The sequence below is a fragment of the Microbacterium oleivorans genome, assembly GCF_023715745.1.
In the GTDB taxonomy this organism is placed as follows: domain Bacteria; phylum Actinomycetota; class Actinomycetes; order Actinomycetales; family Microbacteriaceae; genus Microbacterium; species Microbacterium oleivorans_D.
The window spans coordinates 219782-238987 of record NZ_JAMBOV010000001.1 but is presented as its reverse complement, the minus strand read 5'-3'; the positions used below and the strand labels follow the sequence as shown (position 1 = coordinate 238987).

General features: G+C 70.2%; 21 protein-coding genes. 8 read left to right on the top strand and 13 right to left on the bottom strand.

All coding sequences use genetic code 11. From position 1 onward, the window contains the following. Nucleotides 1–93: 93 nt before the first annotated feature. The 5 genes from M3190_RS01185 to M3190_RS01165 all read left to right on the top strand — a co-directional run bounded on the left by M3190_RS01185 (nucleotide 94) and on the right by M3190_RS01165 (nucleotide 5401). Nucleotides 94–1263, top strand: a complete 1170-nt coding sequence (locus tag M3190_RS01185; RefSeq protein WP_251577484.1) for a MalY/PatB family protein — start codon at nucleotides 94–96, stop codon at nucleotides 1261–1263. A gap of 185 nt (nucleotides 1264–1448) precedes the next feature. After that, nucleotides 1449–1832, top strand: a complete 384-nt coding sequence (locus M3190_RS01180; protein WP_251577481.1) for a GntR family transcriptional regulator — start codon at nucleotides 1449–1451, stop codon at nucleotides 1830–1832. Continuing rightward, nucleotides 1829–2725, top strand: a complete 897-nt coding sequence (locus tag M3190_RS01175; RefSeq protein WP_251577479.1) for an ABC transporter ATP-binding protein — start codon at nucleotides 1829–1831, stop codon at nucleotides 2723–2725. The genes M3190_RS01180 and M3190_RS01175 overlap by 4 nt, the downstream gene beginning before the upstream one ends. Beyond that, nucleotides 2722–3417 carry a hypothetical protein gene (locus tag M3190_RS01170; RefSeq protein ID WP_251577478.1) on the top strand — a complete coding sequence of 232 codons (696 nt, stop codon included), beginning with the start codon at nucleotides 2722–2724 and terminating at the stop codon, nucleotides 3415–3417. Before M3190_RS01175 ends, M3190_RS01170 begins: the two co-directional genes overlap by 4 nt. 91 nt (nucleotides 3418–3508) lie before the next feature. Further along, on the top strand, nucleotides 3509–5401 hold the full coding sequence (locus tag M3190_RS01165) for an amylosucrase (RefSeq protein ID WP_251577476.1): 1893 nt from the start codon (nucleotides 3509–3511) through the stop codon (nucleotides 5399–5401). Between the two features lie 102 nt (nucleotides 5402–5503). On the opposite strand, the gene M3190_RS01160 is transcribed toward M3190_RS01165, so the two are convergent. Together M3190_RS01160 and M3190_RS01155 are read right to left on the bottom strand one after the other, a co-directional pair. Further along, nucleotides 5504–6289: an SDR family oxidoreductase gene (locus M3190_RS01160; protein ID WP_251577474.1), complete on the bottom strand. Its 786-nt coding sequence runs from the start codon at nucleotides 6287–6289 to the stop codon at nucleotides 5504–5506. Nucleotides 6290–6373: 84 nt separating this feature from the next. After that, nucleotides 6374–6904, bottom strand: coding sequence for a MarR family winged helix-turn-helix transcriptional regulator (locus M3190_RS01155; RefSeq protein ID WP_251577472.1), 531 nt, complete (start codon nucleotides 6902–6904; stop codon nucleotides 6374–6376). A 126-nt stretch (nucleotides 6905–7030) separates the two neighbouring features. Here M3190_RS01155 and M3190_RS01150 point away from each other — a divergent pair, with 126 nt between their 5' ends. Next, nucleotides 7031–7387, top strand: a complete 357-nt coding sequence (locus M3190_RS01150; protein WP_251577470.1) for a nuclear transport factor 2 family protein — start codon at nucleotides 7031–7033, stop codon at nucleotides 7385–7387. 122 nt (nucleotides 7388–7509) lie between these two features. Here the strand turns inward: M3190_RS01150 and M3190_RS01145 are convergent, their stop codons facing one another. From M3190_RS01145 to M3190_RS01095, 11 genes are read right to left on the bottom strand one after another with little or no spacing between them, the layout of a single operon-like run. After that, complete coding sequence (locus tag M3190_RS01145) at nucleotides 7510–7800, bottom strand: chorismate mutase (RefSeq protein WP_251577468.1); 291 nt, start codon at nucleotides 7798–7800, stop codon at nucleotides 7510–7512. Between the two features lie 41 nt (nucleotides 7801–7841). Beyond that, nucleotides 7842–9383: an alpha-L-fucosidase gene (locus M3190_RS01140; RefSeq protein ID WP_251577466.1), complete on the bottom strand. Its 1542-nt coding sequence runs from the start codon at nucleotides 9381–9383 to the stop codon at nucleotides 7842–7844. 53 nt (nucleotides 9384–9436) lie between these two features. After that, the gene (locus M3190_RS01135; RefSeq protein WP_251577464.1) at nucleotides 9437–10177 is read right to left on the bottom strand and encodes a ComEA family DNA-binding protein; all 741 of its coding nucleotides are present in this window, start codon (nucleotides 10175–10177) and stop codon (nucleotides 9437–9439) included. Beyond that, nucleotides 10174–10680, bottom strand: a complete 507-nt coding sequence (locus tag M3190_RS01130; RefSeq protein ID WP_251577462.1) for a hypothetical protein — start codon at nucleotides 10678–10680, stop codon at nucleotides 10174–10176. Before M3190_RS01130 ends, M3190_RS01135 begins: the two co-directional genes overlap by 4 nt. Continuing rightward, nucleotides 10677–11414 carry a 4Fe-4S single cluster domain-containing protein gene (locus M3190_RS01125; protein ID WP_251577460.1) on the bottom strand — a complete coding sequence of 246 codons (738 nt, stop codon included), beginning with the start codon at nucleotides 11412–11414 and terminating at the stop codon, nucleotides 10677–10679. The genes M3190_RS01130 and M3190_RS01125 overlap by 4 nt, the downstream gene beginning before the upstream one ends. Then, on the bottom strand, nucleotides 11411–11617 hold the full coding sequence (locus M3190_RS01120; protein ID WP_251577458.1) for a DUF2997 domain-containing protein: 207 nt from the start codon (nucleotides 11615–11617) through the stop codon (nucleotides 11411–11413). The genes M3190_RS01125 and M3190_RS01120 overlap by 4 nt, the downstream gene beginning before the upstream one ends. Before the next feature lie 11 nt (nucleotides 11618–11628). Beyond that, nucleotides 11629–13245 (bottom strand): AAA family ATPase, encoded by a 1617-nt coding sequence (locus M3190_RS01115; protein WP_251577456.1) that lies wholly within the window; start codon nucleotides 13243–13245, stop codon nucleotides 11629–11631. 23 nt (nucleotides 13246–13268) lie between these two features. Next, nucleotides 13269–14120 carry a hypothetical protein gene (locus M3190_RS01110; protein ID WP_251577454.1) on the bottom strand — a complete coding sequence of 284 codons (852 nt, stop codon included), beginning with the start codon at nucleotides 14118–14120 and terminating at the stop codon, nucleotides 13269–13271. Next, nucleotides 14024–14839 (bottom strand): hypothetical protein, encoded by an 816-nt coding sequence (locus tag M3190_RS01105; RefSeq protein WP_251577452.1) that lies wholly within the window; start codon nucleotides 14837–14839, stop codon nucleotides 14024–14026. Before M3190_RS01105 ends, M3190_RS01110 begins: the two co-directional genes overlap by 97 nt. A gap of 38 nt (nucleotides 14840–14877) precedes the next feature. Next, nucleotides 14878–16008, bottom strand: a complete 1131-nt coding sequence (locus tag M3190_RS01100; RefSeq protein ID WP_251577450.1) for a lactonase family protein — start codon at nucleotides 16006–16008, stop codon at nucleotides 14878–14880. Nucleotides 16009–16011: 3 nt separating this feature from the next. Then, nucleotides 16012–17298: an adenylosuccinate synthase gene (locus tag M3190_RS01095; RefSeq protein ID WP_251577448.1), complete on the bottom strand. Its 1287-nt coding sequence runs from the start codon at nucleotides 17296–17298 to the stop codon at nucleotides 16012–16014. Between the two features lie 190 nt (nucleotides 17299–17488). On the opposite strand from M3190_RS01095, the gene M3190_RS01090 reads away from it, so the two are divergent. Further along, nucleotides 17489–18472 carry a methionine ABC transporter ATP-binding protein gene (locus M3190_RS01090; protein WP_251577447.1) on the top strand — a complete coding sequence of 328 codons (984 nt, stop codon included), beginning with the start codon at nucleotides 17489–17491 and terminating at the stop codon, nucleotides 18470–18472. After that, nucleotides 18469–19188, top strand: coding sequence for a methionine ABC transporter permease (locus M3190_RS01085; protein WP_251577445.1), 720 nt, complete (start codon nucleotides 18469–18471; stop codon nucleotides 19186–19188). Before M3190_RS01090 ends, M3190_RS01085 begins: the two co-directional genes overlap by 4 nt. Nucleotides 19189–19206: the final 18 nt, after the last annotated feature.

Genomic DNA, 19206 nt, shown 5'->3' with positions numbered 1-19206 from the left:
ATGAACATTCGGCGGTGGGTATCACGCGCGCGCCAGGGGCGATCATCTCGGCCCGATCGGCGAGAATCGGAGAGGCCGGAAAAGGGGAGCAGCATGAGCGAGTTCGCACGACGCATGGATGCGACGACCATCGAACAGCTGCGAGCGACGGGCGCGACGAAGTGGTCAGCCGCCGACGGAACGCTGGGCGCGTTCGTGGCGGAGATGGACTTCGGGATCGATCGGAAGATCACCGAGGCCCTCCATCGCGCGGTCGACGACGGCGCGTTCGGCTACATGCCGCGCGGGATCAGCGCCGACCTGTCCGAGGCGACGGCCGAGTTCGTCGCCCGCCGGTACGGGTGGCAGGTGGCGGCATCCGACGTCCAACCGGTCCCCGACGTCATCATGGGTCTCGAGCTCGCCATGGAGCACTGCTCCGCGCCGGGCTCGAAGATCATCGTCCCGACACCGTCGTACATGCCGTTCCTGTTCGTGCCGCCGATGCGCGGGCGCGAGGTGATCGAGGTGCCGCTCGCCGTCCGCGACGGCCGCTACGAGTTCGACCTCGACGCCCTCCAGCGCGCCTTCGACGACGGGGGCAACCTCCTCCTGCTCTGCAACCCCTACAACCCGGTGGGGCGCGTGTTCTCGCGGGACGAGCTCCTCGCCATCTCCGCGGTCGTCGAGCGCAACGGCGGCCGCGTCTTCTCCGACGAGATCTGGGCTCCGCTCGTCTACAGCGGCGCGACCCACATCCCCTACGCGACGGTCTCGCCCGCCGCGGCGCAGCACACGATCACGGCGATGAGCGCGTCGAAAGCGTGGAACCTCCCTGGCCTCAAGTGCGCCCAGCTCGTGCTCACGAGCGACGCGGATCGCGAGACCTGGGAACGGCTCGGTCCCTTCGCCGGCCACGGCACGAGCAATCTCGGCGCCATCGCCAACGCGACCGCGTACCGTGACGGCGACCCGTGGCTCGCCGACCTCGTGCCCTACCTCGAGCAGAGCCGCGACACCCTCCTCGACCTGGTCGCCGAAGAGCTGCCCGGCGTATGGATGCCCAAGCCCGAGGGGACGTACGTCGGCTGGCTAGACTTCCGCGCCGTCGGGCTCGGCGACCGCCCGGCGGACTTCTTCACCCGCGAGGCGGGAGTGACCCTCACCGAGGGCTCGATGTGCGGGATCGCCGGAACGGGCTTCACCCGCCTCATCTTCGCGACGCCGAGGCCGATCCTCGAGCAGATCGTGCGCCGCCTCGGGCAGGCCGTCCGGTCCGCCTGAGTCCCACCCACCCTTCGCCGCGTGCGCGGATGCATCGGATGCCGCGCGCCGCGCCGCGGCATCCGTTCCCTCTCGGCGTGTCGTCGCGGATCCCTTGCATCCGCGCACGCACGAGAGTGTTGACACCTTCTTGGTTCCATGGTTACCTACTCATGTAACTAACCAACGAACATCGCGGGGTCGGAATGGTCGATGAAGGACGCCCGCTCTTCCAGCAGATCGCGGAGAGCATCGAGGACTCGATCATCGACGGCAGCCTGTCCGAACAGGACCAGGCACCGTCGACGAACGAGCTCGCCGCCTTCCATCGCATCAACCCGGCCACCGCAGCGAAGGGGATCACGATGCTCACGGACAAGGGAGTGCTGGTCAAGCGACGCGGCATCGGCATGTTCGTCGCCGACGGCGCGCGCGACCTCCTGCTCACTGAACGCCGCGCGGCCTTCGCCGATCGCTACCTCGATCCCCTGATCACCGAGGCCCGCAAGCTCGGCCTCGGCCCCGACGACCTCGCGCGCCTGCTGGCGGAGCGCGCCACCGCATCCGGAACGAAAGGAACCGCACGATGACCGCCGTCATCGAGGTGAAGAACCTCACCAAGCGCTACCGTGACACCACCGCCGTGGACGACATCTCGTTCACCATCGAGCGCGACTCGATCTACGGGCTGCTCGGCCGCAACGGCGCCGGCAAGACCACCGTCATGTCGATCCTCACGGCGCAGAACTTCCCGACCGCGGGCGAGGTCCATGTGTTCGGCGAATCGCCCTACGAGAACCCCGCCGTGCTCAGCCGCATGTGCTTCGTGCGCGAGAGCCAGAAGTACCCCGACGACGCGACGCCGCTGCACGCCTTCCGCATCGCACGCCTGTTTTACCCGCGCTGGGACCAGGCCCTCGCCGACACGCTCATCGCGGAGTTCCGACTGCCCGTGAAGACGCGGATCAAGAAGCTCTCGCGCGGTCAGCTCTCCGCCGTCGGCGTCATCATCGGCATCGCCGCGCGGGCCGAGGTCACCTTCTTCGACGAGCCGTACCTGGGCCTGGATGCCGTGGCCCGCCAGATCTTCTACGACCGGCTCCTCGAGGACTACGCGGAGCATCCGCGCACCATCATCCTGTCGAGCCACCTGATCGACGAGGTGTCGAACCTGCTCGAGAAGGTCATCGTGATCGATGCCGGCCGCATCGTCATGGACGAGGACACCGAGTCCGTCCGTGGGCGGGCCGCGACGATCGTCGGCGAGTCGACGGCCGTCGAGGCGTTCGTCGCCGGCCGCGAGGTCATCCACCGCGAGAGCCTCGGCCGCGTGACCAGCGCGACCATGATCGGCGAACTGAGCCGAGAAGACCGTGCCGAGATCGCGGCATCCGGTCTCGACGTCACTCCCGTCTCCCTGCAGCAGCTCATCGTGCGGCAGACGCAGAGCGCCGCCACCACCGACGAAGGAGCACTCCGATGAACCGCACCGTCAACGTCGTGCGCATGCAGCTGGTCAACCGCGCCACCTATGTCTGGGTGCCGTTGATCGTGCTGGGCGGCACGCTCGTGATCACGCTCGCCATCTTCGGTCTCATCGCGAGCAACGGGGTCGACGCGGAGATGTTCGGCGGCGGCGCCCAGGCACCCCTGTGGTACTTCGGCGTCGTCGGTGTGCAGGCGCTGACCCTGACCTTTCCGTTCTCGCAGGCGATGAGCGTGACGCGGCGCGAGTTCTACGTCGGCACCCTCCTGACGGCCGCGCTGACCGCTGTCGTCCTGGCCGCGCTGTTCATCGTGGGCGGACTCATCGAGCAGGCGACCGGCGGGTGGGGAATCGGCGGGTACATGTTCTACCTGCCGTGGGTGTGGTCGCAGGGGCCGGTCGTCGCAGGACTGTTCTTCTTCATCCTCGCGATGCTGTTCTTCGTGGTCGGATTCTGCGGCGCGACCGTCTACAAGCGCTGGGGCAACCTGGTGCTCACGATCGTCCTCGTCTCGCTGGGCTTCGTCCTCATCGGCGCCATGTGGCTGATCGGGCAGCTGCGGGCATGGGGCGACGTGTTCGGATTCTTCGGGTCGCTGACCCCCATCGCACTGACCGGCGTCATGGTCCTGGTCGGCGCGCTCCTCGCCGCTCTGTCGTACGGGATGCTACGCCGCGCGATCGCCTGAGCAGAGACCGGCCACCGGCGCGGCCGGGGATCGTATCGACGGTCCCCGGCCGCGCTACGATGCGGATCACCGACCCGACGCTGGGAGCACCATGGCACGTCTGAGCCCCGATCCGACCAACGATCTCGACGCCGTCCGGGTGGCCGTCGCGGAAGAACTGGGCGGAGCGGACGCGGAGTTCACGGCGCGACTCGAAGAGGCGCTTCCCGTCCTGCACGACCTGTTCCTCCAGCTCTACGGCGAGCGCGAGGACGGCCGGGAGGCGCTGGCAGCCGTGGTCGCGTCGGCGGCTGCGAGCTGGCGTGACCGCCCCGCCGATCTGAAGGCGCTCGATCGACGGCGGACCGCAGACCCGGGGTGGTACCTGTCGGAGAGGATGCTCGGCGGCGTCTGCTACGTCGACCGGTACGCGGGGTCGCTGCGCGGCATCCGGGATCGCATCCCCTACTTCCAGGAACTGGGGCTCACCTACCTTCACCTCATGCCGCTGTTCGCCTCACCCGAAGGGAACAACGACGGCGGGTACGCGGTGTCGAGCTACCGGGCCGTCGACGAGGAGCTCGGCACGATGGCGGACCTCGCGGAGCTCGCGGCCGACCTGCGCGAGGCCGGGATCTCGCTCGTCGTCGACTTCATCTTCAACCACACGAGCAACGAGCATGAGTGGGCGCGGAAAGCCGTCGCGGGCGTCCCCGGGTACGAGGACTTCTACCTGATCTTCCCCGACCGGACGATGCCCGATCGGTACGAAGAGACCGTCCGCGAGATCTTCCCCGACGACCACCCCGGCGCGTTCGTGCAGCTGCCCGACGGACGCTGGATCTGGGCGACGTTCTACCACTTCCAGTGGGACCTCAACTATGCGAACCCCGCGGTGTTCCGCGCCATGGCGGGCGAGATGCTGTTCCTCGCCAACCAGGGTGTGGAGGTGCTGCGGATGGACGCCGTCGCCTTCATCTGGAAGCGGCTCGGCACGACGTGCGAGTCGCTGCCCGAGGCGCACCTGCTGCTGCGCGCCTTCAACCAGGTGCTGTCGCTCGGTGCGCCGTCGGTGTTGTTCAAGTCCGAGGCGATCGTGCACCCCGACGAGGTCATCAGCTACATCTCGACCGAGGAGTGCCAGCTCTCGTACAACCCGCTGCAGATGGCGCTCGGGTGGGAGGCGCTCGCGACCCGCGACGGCCGCCTGCTGCAGAAGGCTCTCGACGAGCGGCATGCCCTGCCCGCGGGGACAGCCTGGGTCAACTACGTGCGCAGTCACGACGACATCGGCTGGACCTTCGCCGACGAGGATGCCGCGACCCTCGGGATCGACGGCTACTCCCACCGCCGGTTCCTCAACGACTTCTACGTCGGCCGGTTCCCCGGCACCTTCTCGCGCGGGGTGCCGTTCCAGGAGAACCCGAACACCGGCGACGCCCGCGTCACCGGGACGACCGCCTCGCTGGCCGGGGTCGAGGCGGGTGACCCGGGCGGCGAGGACCGCGTGATCCTCGCCCACGCGCTCGCGCTGTCGACCGGCGGCATCCCCCTGCTCTACCTCGGTGACGAACTCGGCCAGCTCAACGACTACAGCTACCGGGACGACCCGGCGCACGCGGACGACAGTCGGTGGGTGCACCGCCCCGCCGCCGATCCGGCCGCCTTCGCGGCGCGGCACGACCCGTCGACGGTCGCGGGCCGCATCCACTCACGCCTGACAGCGCTGATCGAGGCGCGTCGGCGGACGCCGGAGTTTGCCGACATCCCGCTGACGCCGTTCCACACCCCGCATCTGTCTGTCGTCGGTTTCCAGCGCATCGGTGGGGGCGTCGTGCTCGTGCTCGCGAACGTCGGCGACGACGCGGTGACGATCGACGCGCAGACGCTGTCGGGGTTCCGCGCCGACGCCACCGACGTCGTCACCGGCGATGGCGTCGACCTGTCGGGCGGGCTCGAGCTGCCGGCGCACGGGTTCCGTTGGCTGCGGGTGCGGCCGGTCTGACGCCGCCTGTCATGGGATGCAACGGATGCCGCGCGCCGCGCCGCGGCATCCGTCGCTGGGTCGGCGTGTCGCCGCGGATCCATTGCATCCGCTGACGGGACGTCAGACCGTGCGCACCGTCCCGCCGTCGACGACGTACTCGGCGCCGAGGATGGCGGACGCCCGGTCCGACACGAGGTATCCGATGAGGTCCGCCACCTCCTCGACCTCGGCGAAGCGTCCGAGCGGGACGCCCCCGAGCGAATCCATGACCCGCTGCTTCGCCTCGTCCCGCGTGATCCCGTTCGCCTCGGCGATGCGGTCCGCGAAGACCTCGTACCCCGCGGTGCGGATGCCGCCGGGGCTGACAGCGTTCACCCGCACACCCCGGGGGCCGACCTCGTTCGCGAGGCCCTTGCTGTAGGTCCGCAGTGCCGCCTTCGCGGCGGCGTAGGGCAGGGTCGCCTCGTGGAGCGGCTGCTCACGCTGGATCGACGTCACGTGCACGACGACTCCCGAACCCTTCTCGAGCATCGCCGGGATCAGCGCGCGGTCGATCCGCACCGCGCCCAGCAGGTTCAGCTGGAGCTCGGCGATCCACTGCGCGTCATCCGCGGCGGCGAAACCGCCGGGAGGCGTCGAGGACCCGCCGACGACGTGCACGATGATCTCGGCACCTCCGGCCTCGGTCAGGGCCGCGGCCACCCGGTCGGTGCCGTCGGCCGTCGCGGTGTCGGCGGCGACGAACCGGTCGGGGTGGGCATACCCCTCCGGCATCGACCGTGCCGTGACGTAGACATCGGCACCGAGTTCGCGCAGTCTCGCGGCGACGGCTGCGCCGGTACCCTTCGTGCCGCCGGTGACCAGTGCGCGGCGCCCGTCGAGGCGTTCGCGATCCGTGTTCGACATGCGTCTTCCCATCTCTCGTTCTTTCATGTCCTGCAGGACAGTAACACAACTACTGTCCTGTGAGACATGAATTCGGGAGGGAGGTCAGTCCCGGGCGGGCAGCAGGCCTCGCTCCAGCATCCGCTCCGCCGATGCGATCGCATCGGTGACGAAACGGGCGGTGAGCGCCGTGTACTCGCGGACGTCCTCGTGGGACCACCCCTCGAGGACCTCCGCGATCATGCGGTCTCCGAGGGCGTAGACACCGTGCGCGGCCGCCTCGCCGGCCTCGGTCAGGGTGATCAGGGTCGCCCGACCGTCGGCGGGGTCCGTCGACCGGGTGACCCAGCCGGCAGCCTCGAGACGGCGGATGATCTTGCTCACGTGCGACGCCCCGGTGCCGAGCACCTCGGACAGCGCGGTCGGGCGCATCGGCCCCCAGGCCAGGAGGTGCCGCAGCGTCGCGTGCGACTGCTGATCGATGCTCTCCCCTGTCTGGGCGAGCACCTTGCCCTGGAAAGCGGGCGAGTCCCACAGCAGGATCAGCGCGCTGAGGTTCGCCAGCAGATCGGAGCGGTACGGGAAGTCATCGGCCGTGCGGGGCCGGCGTGAGTCCGGGTCGGGTGTCTGTGCCACGCCAGAACTCTAGCGGCGCGGAGGGGAATTTATTGTCCCGAGCGACAGTTCTTGGTATTACTGTCCTGTGGGACGGTAATTCACACACAGACCACGAGGCGACTTGTGGATGAAGGGATGGACATCATGAGCAAGACACTCCAGATGCAGGAACTGCCCACCGCGGCGCGGGGGTTCGTGGACGCCTGGCAGGCGCACGACGCGGGCGGGGTGAAGGCGCTGTTCACCGAGGATGCGGTGGTGTCGGACGAAGGCCGCACGCACCGCGGGCGGGCGGAGATCGACACCTGGGTCGACGAGACGATCGACCTCTTCACGACGACCGTCACGTTCCTCGGCGCCCGTGAGGTCGACGACATGGTCGGCGCGTCGTACCGGCTCCAAGGGGACTTCCCCGGCGGCGTGGTGGCGCTCGAGTATCAGTTCTGGACCGACGACAGCGGCCGGATCACCAAGCTCGACTTCGCCGACACCGCGTTCTGACGACGCCGATGCGTCACGGGATGCAACGGATGCCGCGCGCCTCGCCGCGGCATCCGCTGCACCGTCGGCGTGTCGCCGCACATCCATCGCATCCGCGAATGCCTGCGGAGCACAGACCGGGCTCAGCGCTCCTCGGCGGCCTCGGTGTGGTGACGGATGACCTCGGCCACGACGAAGTTGAACCATTTCTCGGCGAACTCGGGGTCGAGGTCCGCCTCGAGAGCGAGACGACGCAGGCGCGCGGTCTGCTGCTCCTCGCGGGACGGGTCGGATGCAGGCATCCCGTGCTCCGCCTTGAGGACGCCGACCTGCTTCGTGCAGCGGAATCGCTCGGCGAGCATGAAGACGAGGGCCGCATCGATGTTGTCGATGCTGGATCGCAGGATCTGCAGCTGGGCGTTCGGGTCGGTCATGATTCCTCCGGCGTCGAGCGTATCGCGGCGGGCGCAGCCGCTCAGCCGTGCAGGAAGTCCTTGCGCGCCGGCACGGGCTCGGGCGCGAGCCACACCTTCACGATCACCCCGACCTCGGACGGCGCGGTCTCGGGCAGCGTGACCCGGAGCGCATCGACGTCCTGCGACCACTCGACGGCACCGGCGCCGAGCACGGTCAGCTCGGCGATCCGGTGACCCAGCAACCCGCTCCCGCGACCCCACGAGCGAATCGTCGCCACGCCGTCCTCCGGCCACCGCAGCACGACCGCGTAGACGTAGTCGCCCGTGACGTCGGTGCGCGTCGTGAAGCGCACGTCCGCCGACGTGAACGGCGCGAAGCCGTCGTCGATCATCGACCCCGCGACCACCTCGGTCGGCCCCTCGCCGGGAATGAGCCACGGACGCGAGCCGAAGATCGCCTCACCGTTGACCGTCAGCCAGTCGCCGATGCCCTCGAGCAGCGCCCGCTCGGGTTCGGCGATCGTCCCGTCGGCCTTCGGCCCGATGTTCAGCAGCAGGTTGCCGTTCTTCGCCACGACGTCCACGAGCTCCCCGACGAGGTCGTCGAGGGTCTTGTAGTCGTGGTCCTCGATCCAGCCCCACGACGTCTTGCCGACGGAGGTGTCGTTCTGCCAGACGTCGGGACGGATGCCGCTCATCGCGCCGCGTTCGATGTCGTAGACGGCGCTGCCCTCGGCGAACGCGGTCCACTTGTAGTTGATGACGACGCCACGGCCCCACTCGTGGCCGCGGTTGTAGTAGTACGCCGCGAGCTGCCGGATGTACGGCTCGAACGCGGGCTGCTCGAGCCACCAGTCGAACCACAGCACCTGCGGCCGATACCGGTCGATGATCTCGACCGTCCGCAGCAGCCAGTCCTCCAGGAACAGCTCGTTCGGGGCGGTCTCCTCGCGCTGCGCGGGACCGTAGAAGTCGGAGAACCGCGCGTCCCGGACGTCGGAGTCGAACCGCATCCCGCCGTTCATGAAGAACCAGTGCTCCGCCCGGTGCGAGGACGCCCCGCGCACCATCCACGTGTCGTCGACGGCCGTCATCAGGTCGCCGAACACATCGCGGCGGGGGCCCATCTGCGTCGCACTCCACCGCGAACGCGCCGTGTCGTACATCGTGAAGCCGTCATGGTGCTCCGCCACGGGCACGACGAACTGGGCGCCCGCGCGGCGGAACAGCTCCGCCCACTCGGCGGGGTCGTAGCGCTCCATCGTGAACGACGGGATGAAGTCCTTGTACCCGAACTCGTCGTGCGGGCCGTAGGTCTCGCGGTGGTGCGCGAAGGCGCCGTCGGCTTCGAGGTACATCGTGCGCGAGTACCACTCGCCCTGGGCGGGCACAGACGGGATGCCCCAGTGCACGAAGATCCCGAACTTCGCGTCGCGGTACCAGCGCGGCGGTTCGTACGCGCCGAGCGACTCCCACGTCGCCGAGTACGGGCCCGCGTCGACGACCGCCTGGACGGCGGCGAGGGCGGCGGCGTTGTCGCTCACATCGACGCGCGGAGGGAGGGATGCCGGGTCGAGCGGCTCGAGGGGGGATGCGGCCATTCCTCGATCCTTCCGCCCTCGCTCCGCGGAATGCAACGTTTACCGCGAAGGTGTCAGATGTCGACGCGGCGCCCGAAGCGGCGTTCCCCGCGCGGCCGCGGCGAGCAGGTCGCCGCCGTCCGCAGTCGGACGATCTCGTGCGGCTGCAGCCCTGCCGCCTCGCCGAACTGCTCGACCGAGACGAACCCGCCCTGCGTGGTGCGCGCCCGCACAGCACGGCGGGCCTTGGTCCGGTTCATCCCGGGCAGCTCCGCCATCTCGTCCGCCGACGCCGTCTGCACGTCGACGGGCTCGGACGGCTCGCTCGTCTGCAGCAGATCGGCCGACGTCGCACCGACGGCCTCCGCGAGCCGGTTCTGCTGCGGCTGCGGCGCGGGCTTCGACGCTCGCTTCGAGCCTCGACGGCTGCGGCGGGACGGACGAGCGGATGCCGCGACGGGTTCCTCCGCTCGGCGCCACGCGGCGGGGCGCGCCTTGCTCGCCCGAGCGACGCGTCGCTCCCACAGGGTCCGCAGCCAGGCCGGGTTGAGCGCGAGGGCGACCACGATCCCGGCGAGGTGGACGATCGCGCCCACGACGGCACTGAAACCGCCCCACAGCTCGATCGCAACCGTGAACCCGAGCACGCCGCTCGCGATACCGGCGATGAATGCCGCGCGCCGACGCGACACCGCGCCGACGATGAGGAAGCCGATCCATGCGAACCCGGGTCCGAAGAACACCGGCACGAGCCACGAGCTGACGCCGAGCATCCACCCCCAGGTCGGCACCGCGTCGCGCGGCGATGTGCTCACGCCTGGTCCCGGACGTTCAGCACCATCGTGACCGTGTCATCCTCGTCGCGGGTCTCGGAGACCAACTCGAACCCGGCCTGGTCGGCGCGGGCGCGGATGCGCTCGGCGACGGCCTGCTGCACGTGCCGTGCGTAGGCGGCATCCAATCGGGTCATGAGGTCGGCCGCCTCGGCCTCGGACACCTCATGCCCGTCGAGGCGCGACAGGTGGGCGCCCCACACGTCGTCCTCGGTGCGCGACATCACGAGCTCGAACCCGTCGACGGTCGCACTCAGCTCGCCGTCCACGAGCGATGCGTCGGTCGCGCCCAGGTCGCCGAGGGCCGCGGCGAGGAGGTTCGCGTCCTTCATCCGCGTCTGCACCGCGATCGGGACGGCTTCGGGCCGCGCCCCCGGCTCGGTCGTCGCGTCCTTGTTCTGCGCGACCGCACCGATCACACCGGTGCCGCCGAGGGCGGCCGCTGCGGCGAGCGCCGCGGGGACGAGGATCAGCGAGATGCTCATCGGGAGGGTTCCTTCCTGAGGGATGCGGCGCGGTCTCCGCGCACGCCCAGATCGTCCAGCAGCGCGGCGAGCGCCGCATCCGTCGCCCAGCCGTTCACCGCGACGGAGCCGTCGGCGCCGATGCGCACCTCGAGGGCGTCCCCACCGCCGTCGCGGGCGATCCGCTCGACCTCGACCGCGTACCGCGGAGTGAGGGCGCGGATCGACTGGTTGCGCGACCCGATCCACGGCCGGCGCGTGTCGGGCGAGTCTGCGAGATACGGACCGTCGCAGAGCAGATCGGTTGCGGCGAGCAGTCGAGCGAGATCAGGGCGATCCCGACCCCACTCCCGCAGCCGCTCGAGGGTGTAGCCCGAGAACGCCATCACGCCGAGGCCGGCGACGCGGAAGGCCTCGGCCACGACGGCGAGCGCAGCGGCCTGATCGAAGGGCTCGCCGCCGAGGAGGGTGATCCCCTCCGCGCCGGCGGACACGGCGGCATCGACCCACTCCGCAGCGAGCGCGGCCGGGTCGTCCAGGTGCGCGCCGCGGGTCGCCCAGAGGTGCGGGTTGAAGCACCCCGGGCAGTGCACGGCGCAGCCCTGCACCCAGACCGCGGCGCGAACGCCCGGGCCCTCTGCCGCGGTCGCGGAAACGAACCGCGACCACCGCAGGAGCTCTGCACCCGTCGGGGGCGGCGCCGTGCCGAGGAGGCTCCGCTCCCCGCCCACGCCGCGAGATTCCGCGACGATCATCGTCCCCGGTCCTGCTGCCGCAGCTCGTCCTCGGCTGTCGCGGCGACCCGGGTGTAGTCCGCCGTGAACTGCGACGAGGCCGTCTCGGCGTCGAGCAGCGCCTCGAGCTGCTCGATGTAGTCGAGGCACTCCGGGCCGGTCATGCCGAACGTCTCTGCGGCGACGGACCCGTCCGCCTTCAGCTGCACCACGAGCTTCTTCATGCCGACTCCCCTCAGTAATCCACAGTCCGACCACCGCGACGCGATGACAGGATGCCGTCAGCCTCGTCGCTCGCGGGGGTGTCGTGCGCGTCGAGGTCTTCTGCCCCGGTCGCGCGCACGGCGCGCTGGGCAGCCCACGCACGGATGCGCTGGACCTCCTCGGCCTGCGTGACCGCGAGCGGGATCATCGACGCGACCACTCGCGTGACGATGTCGGCGGTGATGGTCTCTCGGCCACCGAACCCCTCATAGAGCGCGGCCACGACGGCCTGCTCGATCTCGGCACCGGAGTGGTTCTCGCTCGCGGCGACCAGCGACGAGACCGCACCGCGGTCCTGGGCGACCGCGGTGAGCCCGTTCGCAGGCGTCGCGTGCGCCGCGAGCTGCAGCGACCAGATCGCCTCACGCTCGACGGCCGTGGGCAGGTCGACGAAGAAGATCTCGTCGAAGCGACCCTTGCGCATGAACTCGGGCGGCAGGGCGTCGATGTTGTTCGCCGTCGCGACGACGAAGACGGGATGGCGCTTCTCCTGCATCCACGTGAGGAACGTTCCGAACACGCGCGCCGTCGTGCCCGAGTCGCCCTGGCCGGTCGTGTTCGAGAAGCCCTTCTCGATCTCGTCGACCCACAGGATGCAGGGCGCCACCGCCTCGGCGGTCGCGATCGCGGTGCGCAGGTTCTGCTCGCTCGACCCGACCAGCCCGGAGAAGATGCGCCCGATGTCGAGGCGCAGCAGCGGCAGCCCCCACGACGCCGCCGTCGCCTTGGCGGTGAGCGACTTGCCGCAGCCGGGCACACCCGTGATGAGCACCCCCTTGGGAGCCGGCAGGCCGTACTCGTGGGCGCTCGGCAACCACGAGCCGTTCCGGCGCTCGAGCCACCGCTTGAGATTGTTGAGCCCGCCGACGTCGTCGAGGTCGATGTCGGCGGTGACGAATTCGAGCACGCCGGATTTGCGCACCACCTGACGCTTCTCGTCGAGCACGATGCCGATGTCGTCGGCCGTGAGCCGTCCGTCGTTGACCATCGCGCGCGCGAAAGCGTTCTCGGCCTCGGCCATTGTCAGCCCGAGCGCCGCCTGCACGAGCGCCTCGCGGGCCGCGTCGTCGGCGGCGACCCTGATCTCGCCGGCGTTGTTGTCGATCATCGTGTCGAGCAGGTCGCGGATCTCCGCGGCGGTCGGCAGGGGGAAGTCGAACAGGTGCGTCAACTCGTCGAGCTCGGGCGGGATCACCCGCACGGGAGCGGTGATGACGAGGGTGCGCGAGACATCGCCGTGCCGGAACTCGAGCGCGGTCTCGCGGACGGTGCGGACGATGGCGGGGTCGCCCTGCCGGTGCTCGCCGCCGAAGTAGGCGTGCAGGTCGCAGAAGATGAACACGCTCGGGTCGGTGACCCCGGCGGCGTGCTGCAGCGCCCGCGCCGGGTTCGTCGTGTTCGAGATGCTCTTGCCGTCCGGGCCGATGAGCCCGAGCGCCGAGGTCCAGGTCCATACCGCGCGGCGGTTGCGCTGCGCGTGGGCGGCATCGGTGATCGCGGCCACGGCACGCACCTCCTCACCGGTCTCGAGGTACAGCAGCGGCAGGCGCGCCTTGAAGGCGGCGTCCAGCGTGGCGTCGAAGGTCACGTCCGTTCCCTTTCCTGTCGTGATCATGATGTTCCGGATGCCGGTTCGTCCAGCGTGATCGTCCATCGCCCGGCGCCCTCGTCCGCGTCGACCCGGAAGATCACGCGCCCCTCCGCCGGCCAGGACTCCCGGATGTCGACACCGTCGACGGCGCGGACGAGGTCGATCGCCTCGCCGGGGAAGGCGGCGTCGACCGTGAAGAAGCCGTCACCGTCGAAGACGAAACGCGCGCTCAGCGCGTCGCCGTCGTAGGACAGCAGCGCCGGGCCCTCTCCGGTCGCGGTGCCGTCCTCGATGGGTGTCGGCGTCTCACGGCTGACCGTCGCCCGCCAGTCGGTCAGGCGGGGCGCGAACCACATGCGACCGTCCGTCCCGGCGGAGACGACGGTGACCTTTCGACTGCCGCTCACGAGTCCGAGATAGTCGGGTCGGTCGTCGTCGAGACCGACTGTGGCATCGGGCTGCTGGTAGATGCTCAGGTAGTCGTCCGCGCCCTCGGTCAGCGGGCCGACCACCCAGACGTCGTCGCCCGCCGGAAGGTCGAGGAAGCCGCTCGCGGCGGTGCCGATCAGCTCGTCCCCCTGGAGCCGCGCCTCCTGGGCGTCGGGGTCGTCCCAGGGCTCGTTCTCGTACCGGTTCGGGTCGGTGAACACGAGATCGCCGGTGCGCGGGTTGATCCCGACGACCGGCAGCAGGACGAAGGCGAGCACGACCGCGACGGCCGATCCCGCCAGCCAGGTGACCGTCGAGAAGCGACGGATCCGGGCATCCGCCGTGGTCACGGTGTCGCCTCTGGTGTCGGTGTCGGTGAGGACGTCGGTGTCGGCGTCGGCGAGGACGGCGGGAACTCGAGACGCCAGCCGGCGTCCTCCCATGCCTCGACGGAGAAGACGACGAGAGGCGCGTCGGGCCAGGCGATCGACTGGTCGAGGGGCGCGTCGCCGTCGAAGGCGTACTCGCTGCCGTGCGGCGTGACGACCTGGATGGAGACGTTGCCCTCGCCGCGTGCGCTGAGCCGCGCGGTCGACGCCTCGCCCGCGTGGGTGAAGACCGCGGACTCGAAGCCTGATGCGACGTCGTTCACCCAGCCGAGACCGCCGAACGTCACGCGCCCGCGCCAGGTCTCGTCGCTGAGGCCGTCGACCCACAGCTCGACGTCCGGCTGCTCCACCAGCACGATGACCCGATCGTCGGCCAGGGAGAAGAATCGTGGCGGCTCACCGTACTCGCCCTCCGTCACGATGCGTCCGCCGGGACCGGTGACCCGCACGCTGCCGATGTACGTCGCATCCTCGGGGGTCAGGACGACGGGGGTGTCGACATCGAGACCGGAGAGGCGGATGACCGCCCCGTCCGGCCCCTCGTAGACTCCCCCGCCGAGATCGTCCGCGACGATCGGGTCCGGACTCGTCCAGGGCTCCAGCGCGTAGTCCGCGTCGGCACCGACGGGGCCCGGGTCGAATCCGCCTTCGTCCGCGTAGACGAGCGCGACGATTCCCGCCACGACCAGGCCCGCGATCCAGACGAAGGCGGTGAATCCACCCAGCCGCGCGATCGCCGTCCGGCTCGCGCCCGTCTGACCGCCCGCGCTCATGTTCCCCCTCCGCCCCGACACGTTACCGGGGACGCGGGTCAGGCGGAGAAGGGTAGGAGCGCCGTCGGCGACGGTGCTATTGTCCGGTGCCGGACCCGCCCCGGGACCCCGGTGCGTCCGTCGATCGCCAGCGAGACGACCTCGTCGGCCCGCTGCCCCGCGACCAGCAGGGTGTCCCGCGCCACGACGTGATGGCGCGGCCACGAGGTGCCGGATTCGGCGAGCGCGACCGGCTGCAGCGTCTCGCCGCCACCGCGCACCTTGACGGTCGCGATCGTGTCACTGCCCCGGAGGCCCGCATACAGGTGCACGCCGTCGGAGGACATCGCGAGCTCGGCCCCCATGTCACCCGGGAAGGCACCCAGCTGCGCTCCGCCGACGAGGCGCCACTCCCCCTGGGCGTCCGGAGCGAGCGCGAACACCTCACCGGAGTACTCCGTCACGACGTACAGGTGGCCGCTCGGGTGAACCCGTAGGTGTCGCGGTCCGGTGCCCGTCGGCAGGACGAGACGCTGCGCCTCGCGACCGCCGCGCCAGAACCGGACGAGGTCGAGACCGAGATCCGTGGTCGCGATGACGCCTCCCGGCAGCGACGCCGCCTGGTGCGCGTGGGAGGGGCGGCCGGCGGCCTGGTGCGCAGGAGACGTCCGGCCCGCGGCATCCGTCTCGTCATCGGCGTGCGGGATGAGGTGCGCATACTCCGCCCCGGCCGCCGCGCGAAGGGCGCGGGCGGCAGCGGAGACATCGGATGTCGGGCCGCCCTCGGCGACGCCGGTCCAGGCTCGCGCGGTTCCCGGACGACCGTCCGGTGCGAGCCCGACGCGGACGACCGCGCCGTCGCCGTAGCAGGAGACGATCAGCGCGTCCTCGAGGGCGAGTACGTGGCAGGGGCTGTCGCCCACGACGACCTCGTGACCGAGCGGGACGAAGGTCCGTTCACCGGTCCGGAGGTACGCGCGGACGGCTCCGCGGCCTTCGAGCGTCGCGTAGACGACGTCGAGCGACGGATGCCGCGCGATCCACGACGGCGATTCCGCCGCGGCGACGTCGCCGCCGAATCCCAGCGGGCCGCTCGCCAGCGACGAGTCGGCGGTGCCGGCATCCAGCAGTCCGATGCCCGTCGCCGACCCGCCCATGTCGGCGGAGTACCCGCCGAGCAGGAACCGCACGGGTCAGTCGAGCAGGTCGTGGCGCACGATGACCGCGTCGCGCGCGGCTCCGACGCCGATGACCGAGATGCGCGTGCCGCTCATCCTCTCGAGCGCGAGCACGTAGTCCTGCGCCGTCTGCGGCAGATCCTCGAACGTGCGCGCGGTGGAGATGTCCTCGCTCCAGCCGGGGAAGTTCTCGAGGATCGGCGTCGCGTGGTGGAAGTCGGTCTGGTTGACGGGCACCTCGTCGAAGCGCTGCCCGTCGACGTCGTACGCGACGCAGACGGGGATCTCCTTCAGCCCCGTGAGGATGTCGAGCTTGGTGAGGACGAGGTCGGTGATCCCGTTGATGCGGGTCGCGTAGCGGGTGATCGGGGCGTCGTACCAGCCGACGCGGCGCGGGCGGCCGGTGGTCGTGCCGAACTCGAACCCGCGCGAGCGCAGGAAGTCGCCGTTCTCGTCGAAGAGCTCCGTCGGGAAGGGCCCGGAGCCGACGCGCGTCGTGTAGGCCTTCACGATGCCGACGATGCGATCGAGGCGGTTCGGTCCGACGCCTGATCCGGTCGAGGCGCCGCCCGCGGTCGCCGACGAGGACGTGACGAACGGGTAGGTGCCGTGGTCGATGTCGAGCATGGTCGCCTGGCCGCCTTCGAAGACGACGACGTCGCCGGCGTCGAGCGCATCGCTCAGCAGCAGGCCGGTGTCGGCGACCATCGGACGCAGGCGGTCGGCGTACGACAGGAGGTCCTCGACCACCTCGTCGACCGTGATGGCGCGGCGGTTGAAGACCTTCACCAGCAGGTGGTTCTTCTGGTCCAGGGCGCCTTCGACCTTCTGGCGCAGGATGTTCTCGTCGAACAGGTCCTGCACGCGGATGCCGGTGCGGTTGATCTTGTCGGCGTAGGTCGGGCCGATGCCGCGTCCCGTGGTGCCGATCATGCGCTTGCCGAGGAACCGCTCGGTCACCTTGTCGAGGGTGCGGTGGTACTGCGTGATGATGTGCGCGTTGGCGCTCACCTTGAGGCGCGAGACGTCGACGCCGCGGGCCTGCAGTGCGCCCAGCTCGGCGAAGAGGACCTCGAGGTCGATGACCACACCGTTGCCGATGACGGCGTTGACCCCGGGCGACAGGATGCCGCTGGGCAGCAGGTGCAGGGCGTACTTCTCGTCGCCGATCACCACGGTGTGGCCGGCGTTGTTGCCGCCGTTGAACTTGACGACCCAGTCGGTGCGCTCACCCAGGAGGTCGGTGGCTTTGCCCTTGCCCTCGTCTCCCCATTGAACGCCGACGATCACGATGCCTGGCATGGGCTCTCCCCCGTTATCGGACGGTTACACCCCATCCTATCGGGCGGGGTCGACGCCTCGAGCCGCCGCAACCGGCGGCGCAACGCGGCGTCACACGATTTGTCGCAGGCGGCACCGATTCGGTTGCATCGAAGGGACTGGGCGCACTCGCTGCCCGATGTTCCCCACCCCGCATCCGAGAGGACGGCCGTTGATCGCGCTCGATCAGGTCTCGAAGCACTACGGCGGCGTACCCGCCGTGGACGACGTCTCGCTGACCATCCCCACCGGCGAGGTGTTCGGCATCGTCGGTCAGAGCGGCGCCGGCAAGAGCACCCTCGCGCGGATCGTCAACCTCCTCGAGCGGCCCGACCGCGGCACCGTGACGGTCGACGACGTCGAGCTCACCGCCCTCGGCGAGACCGAGCTCCGCGCCGCACGTCGACGGATCGGCATGGTCTTCCAGCGGTTCAACCTTCTCAGCAGCCGCACCGTGCGCGGCAACGTCGAGCTCGCCCTCGAACTGGACGGCGGCTCCCGCAGCGCACGTCGGGACCGCGCGCAGGAGATGCTCGACCTCGTGGGGCTCGGTCACCGCGCCGACGCCTCCATCCACGAGCTCTCGGGCGGTCAGCAGCAACGCGTCGGCATCGCCCGCGCCCTCGCCACGCGGCCGAGCGTGCTCCTCTCGGACGAGGCGACGAGCGCCCTCGACCCCGAGACGACCGAGTCGATCCTCGACCTCTACCGCCGCATCAACGAGGAGCTCGGGCTCACCGTCCTGCTCATCACGCACGAGATGGACGTCGTGAAGTCCAGCTGCCACTCGGCCGCCCTGCTCGAACAGGGCCGCGTCGTGGAACAGGGACGCCTGGTCGACGTCATCCGCACACCCGGCTCGCGCCTCACCTCGCAGCTGTTCCCCCTCGGCCCCGTACCCGACGGCGTACCGGCCGACGCGACCGTCATCGACATCACCTTCGCGGGCGGCACCGCTGATCGTCCGGTCATCGCACGTCTCGCCCGCGACCACGACGCCGATGTCTCGATCCTCGGCGCGGTCGTCGAGCGCATCGCGGGGACGCAGGCCGGCCGCACAAGGCTCGAGGTCCCCGGCCACGTCGCGGCAGCCGTCATCGCCGACCTGCGCGCGCAGGGCCTGCTCATCGAGGTCCTCCAGGGGGTGGCCGCATGAACCAGCAGCTGATCGACGTCCTCCTCAAGGCGACCGGCGAGACGCTCTACATGGTCGGCGTCGCCCTGCTCGTGACGATCGTCGTCGGGCTCCCCCTCGGTGTCGTCCTCGTCGGCACCGAGGCGGGGCGCTTCCTCGAGCGCCCGTTCGGATCGCGCGCCGCCGGTGTCGCGATCAACCGCACCCTCGACTTCATCGTCAACTTCGGCCGCTCGGTGCCGTTCATCATCCTGATGGTCGCCCTGATCCCCGTCACCCGGGCCATTGTCGGCACCTTCATCGGATCGACCGCGGCCATCGTGCCCCTGTCGGCCGTCGCGATCCCCTTCTTCGCCCGCATGGTCGAGATCGCGGTCAAAGAGGTCGACCCGGGTCTGCTCGAGGTCGCCTCCTCGCTCGGCGCGAGCCGGTGGCAGCTCGTGACGAAGGTCCTGCTCCCCGAAGCCGCACCCGCCGCCCTGCTGGGCCTGTCGACCACCGTCACATCGATCATCAACTTCTCGGCGATGGTCGGCACGGTCGCCGGTGGCGGCCTCGGCGACGTCGCGATCCGCTACGGCTATCAGCAGTACAGCTGGATCCACATCGTCGCGGTCATCGTCATCATCTTCGCGATCGTCATGGTGCTGCAGAGCCTCGCCGCCTGGGGTGCGAGGCGCCTCGGCCGCCGTGGTACCCGCCGCGGCGTGCGCGTCGCCGCGGCATCCGCCGTCTGACCCGACCCTCGAACCTCC